The organism is Candidatus Rokuibacteriota bacterium (genome assembly GCA_016209385.1).
Taxonomy (GTDB): domain Bacteria; phylum Methylomirabilota; class Methylomirabilia; order Rokubacteriales; family CSP1-6; genus JACQWB01.
In genome coordinates this window covers 18,077-27,577 of record JACQWB010000004.1, presented here as the reverse complement: position 1 = coordinate 27,577, position 9,501 = coordinate 18,077, and the positions used below count along the sequence as shown (strand labels likewise).

Sequence of the window (9,501 nt, the reverse complement as noted above, 5' to 3'; positions counted from 1 at the left end):
GGCACCGGGGTGTCGCCGGGCCCGCCCCACTGCTGCTGCTGGAGCGAGGTGCTGCCCGAACGCAAGATGAACCACTCCCCCGTCGAGGGGCGGTAGACCGCAATGTCGGCCTTCCCGTCCCCATCGAAGTCGCCGGGCACCGGGGTGTCGCCCGGCCCGCCCCACTGCTGCTGCTGGAGCGAGGTGCTGCCCGAGCGCAAGATGAACCACTCCCCGGTCGAGGACCGGTAGACCGCAATGTCGGCCTTTGTGTCGCTATCGAAGTCAGTGCCTGAGCTGGAGGCTGCCGCGATGCCCGTCACGACTGGCGAGGCGTTGCCCCCATTGGACGTGAAGGTGACAGTCCCCGCTAAGCTCCCTCCCTTGGTCGGGGTGAATCGCACCACCACCGTCTGGCTCGCTCCAGCAGCCAGGCTGAAGGAGCCACCGGACACGATGCTGAATGGCGCAGAGGTAGCGGCGGTCCCGGATAGGGTTCCGGCGCCCGTGTTTTGCACGGTGAAGGTTTTGTCCGCCGAGTTTCCCACTCTGACGCTACCAAAGTCTAGTGAACTCGGGGTCACGGAGAGGACAGGGTTCGGTAAGGTCGTGTCAACAGAGCCGCGCCCGCCGGTAGCGGTATTGAAGTAAGGCACCCACGCGGACCGGATGGTATCGATCTTGGTGATGTCGGCCTGGGGAGCGGTGGTGCCGCCCCGAATCAACAGGACAAATGCCTGCTTCCAGGTCGTAGTCGAATTGACGCCAGAAAAGCCGCTGCTCGGTGACCGCGGACCCTGGTTGGCGCACGCCGTTGTGGCTATCTGACTGATCGTGACATTCTTCCTCGTGCCTGATACGGTTACCCCTGTTTGGGGGGAGCTGCTGCGGGTTTTTGTTGTTCCGGCTGGGTTCTCAATGAAAAAGAAGTCGGGGACGTCGGAAGCAGACCGCAAACCCATGATGTACTGATCGAGCGCGCTAAAGCGAATGGTATCATCGATCGTCGTAAAAGTGCCGTCCCCGTTGTCCTGCCACTTGTTCCCCTCCATGTCCGAGGCATCGGTGTCGTGGAAAAAACTCCAGTGGGCGAGTTGGCGTCCCAGAAGCATGTCGCTGCACACGCCGGCATCATCGAACTTGACAAAGGCGAGCCACTGGTGCCCAGATTCCTGTCCCATGAGTGTCAGTACGGAGTCGTTGTTACCGGGGATGCGGCACCTTGGATCCTGGAGACACGTCAAATCGTCAGGGTACACCCCAAGCTGGTTCATGTTAAGAAAGCTCTGCAGCGTGCCTTGGCTCCCGAAGAAAGACGAGTTGTCGGAAAGGCTGAGACCGATGGAAAGGCTGAGACCGATCCCGGATACTGTTTGTCGAGTCGTGAGCTCGAACGCAAAGGCATTGCCTAGCGCATTCGTAAAATTGGCAAACATCACAAACTGGTCGAATTGATCGCTATGAGTCTGATAGAACCGGCGCGCAACTGCCGAAATATGAACCAGAGGGCTGGAACTGCTCCCGAACACCTGCACCAAGGGCTCGAAATTCGGGAGCGCTGAGATAGAAGATGCGGACCCTTGGCTAAAATCAATCGTGGTGACGAAGAATTCGCTTAGTGCGCCCGGGGAGATCCCCACAAGATAACCGCCGCCTGGCGTTGTAGTCACGGCCTGATAACTCATCTGGATGACACCCGTGTTGAACAGAACCGCCTGGAAGGTGGCTGTCGTGCTAGTGCCGAAGAAGGGCACACCATTCCAGGTCACGATGAGCCGGTCCGATAGTGAGTTGGCGAAGACCCCGCCAGCCGCGGCGGGATTCCAGTCCTGCCACAAGACCGCAATTCTCGCCGGGCTCGCTCCAATGAGGTCGAGAATGGCCGACACGTCGGTCCCTAGCGAGTTCACGCCACCGCCCACGTTGAAGTGGAACAGTGTGGAGCTCGAGCCGAAGGTAAGGTTTCCGCTGGTATTGATGAACACGCTGGTGCGGTTCACCCCGAAGAACGAGAACGTGAAGTTCAGCACCTGGGACCGACTGTCGTCGAGCGCGAGGTTTAGGTTGCTCCCGAGCCGCGTGTCAAAGTTGAGGGTCCCCACGCTGACCGTGTAACCCCCACCTGTTTTCGGCGTGAAGGTGAGCGTCTTGCCGTTCAGGTCAAACAGTTCGCCCGGCTGGAGGATCGTGGGGTCCGTCTCAACGATAGCGATGTTGCCGACATCGGCATCGGCGGCCGCCGGAGGGAAGGCTGACAGCCCTACAGCCCAGGCCCAGCAAAGCAGAAGGAATGCGGCGCGCCTCATGGATTTGCCCCAGGCGCTTACGGGCGTTGCCGGGACGTGCCGGGGAGAGGAAGCTCCCACACGGCGTCCTGAGCCCAGAAGTGTAGCGCCCGCCTGCGCGGGTCAACACTCAGCCCCACGAAGCGGGTGTTCGCGGGAAGCTCCACCTCTACCGGGAGCCACTCCCCCGCATCAGAAGTGACAGAAAGCCGGTTTTTGATCAGATGGGAATGGATTCGCTGACCGAACACGAGGTAGAGCCGGCCGGGATCGTCAGGGTCGAAGGCGAGTCGCGGGGGGTAGATGGCCTGCCAGAGAGGAAGCCCCAGGCCCTGGTTGAATGGCTGCCAGCTCGCACCCCCGTCGGTAGTTCGGTAGACCCCGTGCAGCTCGTGGGCGATGTAGGCCACGTCAGGGTTCCGGGGATGAACAACCAGGGTGCGGAGTTCCTCGGGTCTTCCCCCAGCCGCGGCTTCCGGAAGTCCCGTACTTGCACTCGTCCAGCTAGAGCCTCCGTCGGCGCTCTTGAAGACCCCCTGGCGGGCAGTCGCCATGTAGATGACGTTGGGCTGGCTCGCGCTCAGCGCGATCGCCAGGGGAATGTAAGGCCCAGGCGTGGGATAGCCCAGCGGGGCCCAGGATCCGCCCCCGTCACGGGTGTGCCAGAGGCCGTCGCGCCGACCCACTAACACTGCGCCAGGGTCCGCCGGGTGCACCGCCAGGCTGAAGACCTCCTCATGAGTCGAGGCGACTGGCAAGGGAACCCACGCCTGTCCCCCGTCATCGCTGACGAAGAGGCCCCGGGGCGTCGCGCTGTACACCCGGTTGGAGTGAGAGGGGCTGGGCTTTACGGCATGGACACGCGGCGTCGGAAGCGCCCTGGCAGGCCCGGGGATCGGTCGAGCCTCGATCTGCCGCTGCCGCGCACTATTCTGGGCCCAGGCAGAGGCGGAGTAGAAGGTGGGAGAGGCTGCAAGGACGAAGAGTCCGGCAACGAGGACCAGCTTGAGCCGTCGCGGCAACGAGCGGTAGCCATACCGGGCCCTCAGGCGCCAAGGGGGTGGATTTTGCCCGGCTCTCAAGGCCGCTCTGGATACGATGCCCGCCATTTCAATACATCTCCCTTCGAGGTTTGCCTTCAGATCGATGGGTTACAGTGGCGTTCCTCCGCGGTTCCCAGTCGAGCCAACTTGGCTGTATTCCGTTCACAACGCAAAGCCCCGGGCGCAAAAGGTCACTCATGGCCCGGAGGCCTCGCGCAAGTGGCTCGTCCGTCGGATCCGGCCCGATGGGGCTCTGAGCAAAAATCAAGGCGTCAACCTTATAAGTCGATCCATTTGAGCAGTCAAGGGCCTATTCTCGCCCCTGGCGTGGGAAGGGCACGTGGACCCCTGACGAAGGGCGTCGAGCTACGGAAGGGAAGTCGCGGGACGGGATGCGCGCGGGGAAGTGTCCGTGGTACGTTAAGGTGGGGCGATAAGTCGGGGTGCGGGAGACTTACACGTGACAACGCCGACGCTCTCCATCATCGTACCTGTCTATAACGAGGCTCGAACGATTGCCGAGATTATCGAGCGGGCGCACAAGGCGCAACTCGATCTCCCCAAGGAGCTCATCGTGGTTGATGACGCCTCGACGGATGGGACCCTTCAGCTGCTGGAAAAGGTCGCTGCTGAGGGCGGGGACAACATCCGGGTGGTGTCCCACGAGGTGAACCGCGGGAAGGGCGCGGCCATCCGGACCGGCGTGGGCCACGCCAGGGGCGAGATCATCTTGATCCAGGACGCCGACCTCGAGTACGACCCGAAGGATTACGCGCTCCTGCTGGAGCCTATCCTTGAAGAGAGGGCGGACGTCGTGTTCGGCAACCGGTTCCACGGCGGCCCGCATCGCGTGCTCTACTTCTGGCACTACGTGGGCAATCGCGTCCTCACCCTGCTCGCCAACGTCCTGACGGGGCTGAACCTCTCAGACATGGAGGTGGGTTACAAGGTCTTCCGGGCCGACGTGCTCCGGCGGATCACCCTCAGGTCTGACCGCTTCGGCTTTGAGCCCGAGATCACCGTCAAGGTGGCCAAGCTGGGCTGCCGGGTCTACGAGGTCCCCATCCGGTACCACGGTCGGACCTACGAGGAGGGGAAGAAGATTACGTGGCGCGACGGCCTGGCGGCTCTCTTCCACCTCGTCCGCTACCGGCTCTTCGACTAAGCGGCCGCCGGCGACGCCGGACCGATGCGAGTCTTGCCCGAGGTGGTGGACGAGACCCCGCGCCTCGCAACAATGCGCCGCCTCTCGCGAGGCTGCGGGAAGCGCGATCTCGCGAGATTACCGTTTTACTGGCTGTGAGGTGTGGGCTGTGGAAGCCCGAGACGCTGGCGGAACTTTGAAAGAGCATCGGTGAGCGTTTCCGCGGCGGACGGTTCGGGCCCGGACGGGGACGCGCTGGGTGGAGCAGCGGGAGGTTGGGGCATCGGTACCTGAGGCGCACGTCCTGGGAGCGCAATGACCTGGCCCTTGGGCCGGGCCGGGTCATCCACCGCCACGGTCAGGGAGCTCCCGTCCTTTTCCAGCACCACGCGATCGGCCTCGACGCGGGCGAGGCGGTACGGGCCGACCTGCGCGCCCAGAACGATTTCCTGAACCTTTCCGGCCGTCAGCTTGGGTTCCTTCAGGAGGGCGATCCGGTCGGTGCCCATGATCAGCACGCCGTAGACGACGAACTGGGGGGGCGGCTCGGGCTTCGGAGCGGGCGGCGGCTCGGGCTTGGCAGGGGGCGGTGGTGGGGGCGGGGTCCACGGCCGCCGCTCCGGGCTGAAGAGGTTCCCCTGAGAGATCACGCCCTCGCCGGAGGTAGCCTGCCGCTGAGCGAACGCCGTATCGCTCCAAAGCGATCCGGCCAGGATCACCAGGCCGAGGGCGATAGCCCGCCGATACCGAACCGAAATCCTCATGCGCATCTCCGGCTCCTCTACGGTTTCACCGGCGCGCCGTTCGGGCGCATCCGGGCTCGCCGAATCTCCTCCTGAAGGAGCTTCACCCGCTCGATGTAGCTCTCCGTCACGACCCGTCCCTCGTCTTCATTCGCAATCACCCGCGGCGTGATGAGGATGATGAGTTCCCGCCGTTGCGTTCGGAGCGTCGTCGAGCGGAACAGGTAGCCCAGCAGCGGAATCTTTGACAACAGGGGAACCCCCGACTCGATATTGTCGCGCTGCTCCTGGATCAGGCCCCCGATCAGGACCGTCTGGCCGTCACCCACGGCCACTGAGGTCTCGGCCTTGCGGATCGGGAACTCGAAGGTGTCGGTGCCTCCAATCTTGACCGGGGTCGCGGTGCTGACCTCCTGGGAGATATCCATGACCACGTTGCGCTTGTCATTGATGTGTGCAGTAACCCGGAGGATGACCCCTGTGTCCCGATATTGGATGGTCTGGGTGATGTTTTGCAATCCGCCGGTTGTCTGCGCGGTGGAGGTCGTGCTGGTCAGGATCGGGGTGGAGGAGCCGACCTGGATCACCGCAGGCTTGTTATCCGCGGCGAGGACGTGAGGGCTCGCGAGGACCCGAACGCGGTTGCTCTCGCTCAGCGCCTGAAGGAGCGCGGCCAACGTATCCCGGGCAGTGACAACCGCAGCGAGGCCCGCTGCTCCCGGTGGCGCTATCACTGTGCCGAGGTTTACGCCGACCCCACCGAAGTCGAACTCTCTGGCGCCGATACGAACTTTCCCCGTGGTACGGATCGAATACTCCAAGCCGAACCGGGTGAAGTCGTCGAGGCTGATGTCGGCGATCAGCGTCTCGACTACCACCTGACGCTTCACGATGTCCAGCTTCTTGATCGTCTCCAGCACCGTGGGGTAGAAGCGGGGGTTGGTGACGATGATCAGGGCATTCGTCTCCTCATCCGCGATCACCCGGAGCGGAGGGGGCGGCGCGCCGGGCAGCTGGACCGCAGGCACGGGAGGCCTCGGCGGTACGCCCGGCGGAGGCGGCGCCAGCCGCGGCGGCACCGGCGGGACCAAGGCCGGCGGTCCCGGAGGCGGTGGCGCAGGCGGGGTCGGGAGCCCCGGGAACGCCGGAACGCCAGGAGGCCCGGGGGCCCGTTGGTAAAGCTCGGTCAGAACCCGCGCGATGTTGGACGCCTTTCCGTTCTCCACGTAGTAGACGAAGACCGACTCATCCCCTGTTGTCTGCTGGTCCAGGGCCTCCAGCCAGCGCTCAATTTGCGCTCGAAGTTGCGGAAAGCCGTTGATGACGAGGATCGAGCCCAGCCTGGTCATCGGGAGAAACTTGAGTACCTCTTTTGTTTTGCCGTAGCCGAGCTGGGCGAACAGCTCCTCCAGCTCCCGCGCGAGATCCTCCGGGTTCGCGTGGCGGATCGGGTAGAGCTTAACCTGATAGCGCTCAAAGGCCGGGGTGTCGAGGAGCTGGATCAGCTCGAAGAGGCGACGGGCGTTCGAGGCGAGGTCCACCAGCAAGAGCGCGTTGGTGCCCGGGACGGCCTGGAGCAGGGCCGCCTTCGAAATCAGCGGGCGCACCACGGGCTCCACCGAGCTGGCCGCCAGGTACTGGAGCGAGACGATCAGCAGGGCGGGACGATCCTCCGGCGGGACCGCCGTGGGATCGGCCGGGGCGAGGACGTCAATGGGGCGTTGGCGCGCCTCGACGACGGGGGCGACCCGATACAGCGGGCCGCTCTTGACCATCATCAGGTTGTTCATGTCCAGGATCGTCAGCAGGACGCTGAACAGCTCGGCCTTGGTGAACTTGCCGCTGATCTGGATGGTCACGCGGCCGCCCGGCACCGTGGGCTCCACCACGTAGTGGAGGTCCAGCCGCCGGGCAAGCATCTGGAGTACCGTCAGCAGGTCCGCGTTCTGCAAGTTGAGCGTGATGTCCATGGCGTCGGGGGCCGGTGGCCTGGGCGCCGCGGCAGGTGGGGGCGTCGCCGGAACTCCCGGCGGCGGGGACGCGGCTTGCTCGCCGAGCAGCTTCTTGAAGATCGAGATGGGATCTTGTGACTCCGCCTGTTGGGCCGGGGCGGGCATCGGCGAGCCCGAGGCTCCAGGCGGCTGGGGTGCGGCAGGGGCACGTTCGGCGACCGGCGCCGGCGATGACGCGCTCGGGCGCGACGCTCGCTCACTCGCCGTCGCCGGCACTTCGGCCCCGACCGCCTTGGGCGCGGGACCAAGCTTCCGTATGACCGCGCACCCGGGGGTCCCGGCCAACAGGCTCAGAACCCAGAGGGTCAGCAGCAAACGGGACGATTTCACGCGCCTGCCTCCTTTTTTTGATCGGCCCATCCCCGTGCGCGTTGGCCGAGCGTGAACCCCGATACCACCATCTCGACCTGAAGGTCCCTCGGCGTCTTCGGATCGAGCACCCTGACAGACAGCTCGGCGATGTCCAGCGCGAACGGAGAGGTCTCGATCGCCTTGAGGATCTTCACGAGCGCCTCAATGGGGGCGCGAAAGCTGACGTGGACGGGAATCTCCAGGAAGTCACCGTGCTCGACCGGCCGTTCGGGCCGCTGGCTCGCCAGCCGCACGTCGGCGCCCCGGGCGGCAGCGGCGAGCCGGGCCTGAAGCGCGGCCGCGGCGAGCGCCGGGGTCTCCCCGGGTAAGAGTTGTTGACGGGTGGTCTCCAGACGACGCCGGAGCGCGCCCAGCTCGGCCGTGACTTGTTCCCGCTTGCCCAGGAGCTCCCGGTAGCGGTGGAGCGCCCGCTCCTCCCGCGCCAGGCGCTCCCGCACCAGCGTCTGCTCGGCCATGAAGGGATCGACCACGTAGCTCCAGAAGAGAATCAGGGGCACGACCACGCCGGCCAGCCAGAGCAGCCGTCGCTCGCGCTCGCCCAGCGTCCTAGCGCGCACGCTCGCTCCTCGGGGCGACGCTTGCTCGGATCTTGAACCGTTCGGCCCCGCCTTCCTGCTCGATGTCGCCCGCAAAGGTGGCATCCTTCACGAGGGCCGATCCCTCCAGCATCGCGATCAAGGATTGCGCCTGGGGCGCATAGCCGATGACCTCCAGCTCTCCGCGCTTGTAGACGAGCTGCGCGACCCACACATCCTTCGGAACCCGCGTCGTGAGCTCGCGGAGCAGAGCGAGCTTCGACACCTCCCGCGCGCGGCCTCGACCGAACGCCTCGAGCAGCGTGCGGATGCGGGCGGCCTCGCGCAGTCCCGTCTGGACCTGGACGACCGTCGGCTCGAGCTGGCGCCGCTGGGCGCTCACCGCGTCAAGCTGGCGCCGCTCGCTGAGAGCCTGCCAGGTCCACGCGCCCGCTCCCACCAGCAGGGCACAGCCGAGCACGATCGCCGCCACCCATCGGAAGCGCTCGCGGGCCGAGGGGACGGGGACCGGGGCCCGGAGGTCGAGGAGCCGCCGGCGCCTGAGCCCGAGGAGGCCGAGACCGATGGCCGTGGGCACGCGAGCCGCGTCGCCGGGGCGCTCGCTCCTGACGGCCGTCAGCGCGTCGAGCGGACGCGACCCGGGAGGGATCCCGTCGGCGCTGAGCGCATGGACCACGGCGGTCGCACCGCCGGACGTCGGCTGCCGCGACTCGACACAGGCGCGGACCAGGTCCGCGATCTCCTCGCCGGTCCCGGCAGGCTTCGGCACCGTCCGCGACACGGCGATGCCCTCACCCGGCGTGACCAGATCGACGTTCACACGCTCGGCGTCGACATCCAGGAGGACGTGGGGCCCGGACGCCGACCCGAAGTCCCGGCAGCAGCGGCTGTGAAGCGCCCAGTGCGCCAGAGGCGGGACGACTACCACGGGCTCGGCGGACCCGAGCGGTGCGAGCACGGCAATCGCGCGATCGACCGAGCTCCGGGGAGCCGCCATCAGGAGCACGCGCCAGCGGCCGTCCCGCTCCCGCCGCTGGACGAGCACGTCGAACGCGACCTTGTCGGCGGGGATCGGGAGGTGGCGCCCCAGCTCGTACTCGACCGCCCGCCGCAGCTCCTCGCGCTTGAGCGGCGGGAGCGTCAGGTGGCGGATGAACACCTCCTGGCGCGGGAGGCCCACCACGACGCGGTCGACCCCTGTCCGGTGCGCGCCGAGCCAGCGCCGCGCGAGCTCGCCCAGCGCCTCCTCCGGCTCGCCGCGCGGACGCGGCAGGACCGCCGCGGCGACGAGCCGCGCGCCCAGGAGACCGCCCTCGATCAGCGCGAGCCGAGCCTCGCTCTCCCGGAGGTCCACGCCGAGGACAGTCTGCCTCAGCATCAGAGGAGG

7 protein-coding genes are annotated in these 9,501 nt (G+C 66.1%); 1 reads left to right on the top strand and 6 read right to left on the bottom strand.

All coding sequences use genetic code 11. The annotated features are described in order from the left end of the window. Window positions 1-2,285: choice-of-anchor D domain-containing protein (locus HY726_00225; protein MBI4607417.1), on the bottom strand; the 2,285-nt coding region annotated here is incomplete at its 3' end. Window positions 2,286-2,302: 17 nt separating this feature from the next. Further along, window positions 2,303-3,286, bottom strand: a complete 984-nt coding sequence (locus HY726_00220; GenBank protein ID MBI4607416.1) for a hypothetical protein — start codon at window positions 3,284-3,286, stop codon at window positions 2,303-2,305. Between the two features lie 481 nt (window positions 3,287-3,767). Here HY726_00220 and HY726_00215 point away from each other — a divergent pair, with 481 nt between their 5' ends. Then, window positions 3,768-4,472: a glycosyltransferase family 2 protein gene (locus HY726_00215; GenBank protein MBI4607415.1), complete on the top strand. Its 705-nt coding sequence runs from the start codon at window positions 3,768-3,770 to the stop codon at window positions 4,470-4,472. Window positions 4,473-4,597: 125 nt separating this feature from the next. Here the strand turns inward: HY726_00215 and HY726_00210 are convergent, their stop codons facing one another. From HY726_00210 to pilM, 4 genes are all read right to left on the bottom strand, one after another. Then, a complete protein-coding gene (locus HY726_00210; GenBank protein MBI4607414.1) occupies window positions 4,598-5,215 on the bottom strand; it encodes a hypothetical protein in 618 nt (205 codons plus the stop codon). A gap of 17 nt (window positions 5,216-5,232) precedes the next feature. Further along, on the bottom strand, window positions 5,233-7,311 hold the full coding sequence (gene gspD / locus HY726_00205) for a type II secretion system secretin GspD (GenBank protein MBI4607413.1): 2,079 nt from the start codon (window positions 7,309-7,311) through the stop codon (window positions 5,233-5,235). 221 nt (window positions 7,312-7,532) lie between these two features. Continuing rightward, window positions 7,533-8,135 carry a hypothetical protein gene (locus tag HY726_00200; GenBank protein ID MBI4607412.1) on the bottom strand — a complete coding sequence of 201 codons (603 nt, stop codon included), beginning with the start codon at window positions 8,133-8,135 and terminating at the stop codon, window positions 7,533-7,535. Next, window positions 8,125-9,492, bottom strand: a complete 1,368-nt coding sequence (pilM, locus tag HY726_00195) for a pilus assembly protein PilM (GenBank protein MBI4607411.1) — start codon at window positions 9,490-9,492, stop codon at window positions 8,125-8,127. The genes HY726_00200 and pilM overlap by 11 nt, the downstream gene beginning before the upstream one ends. Window positions 9,493-9,501 lie beyond the last annotated feature (9 nt).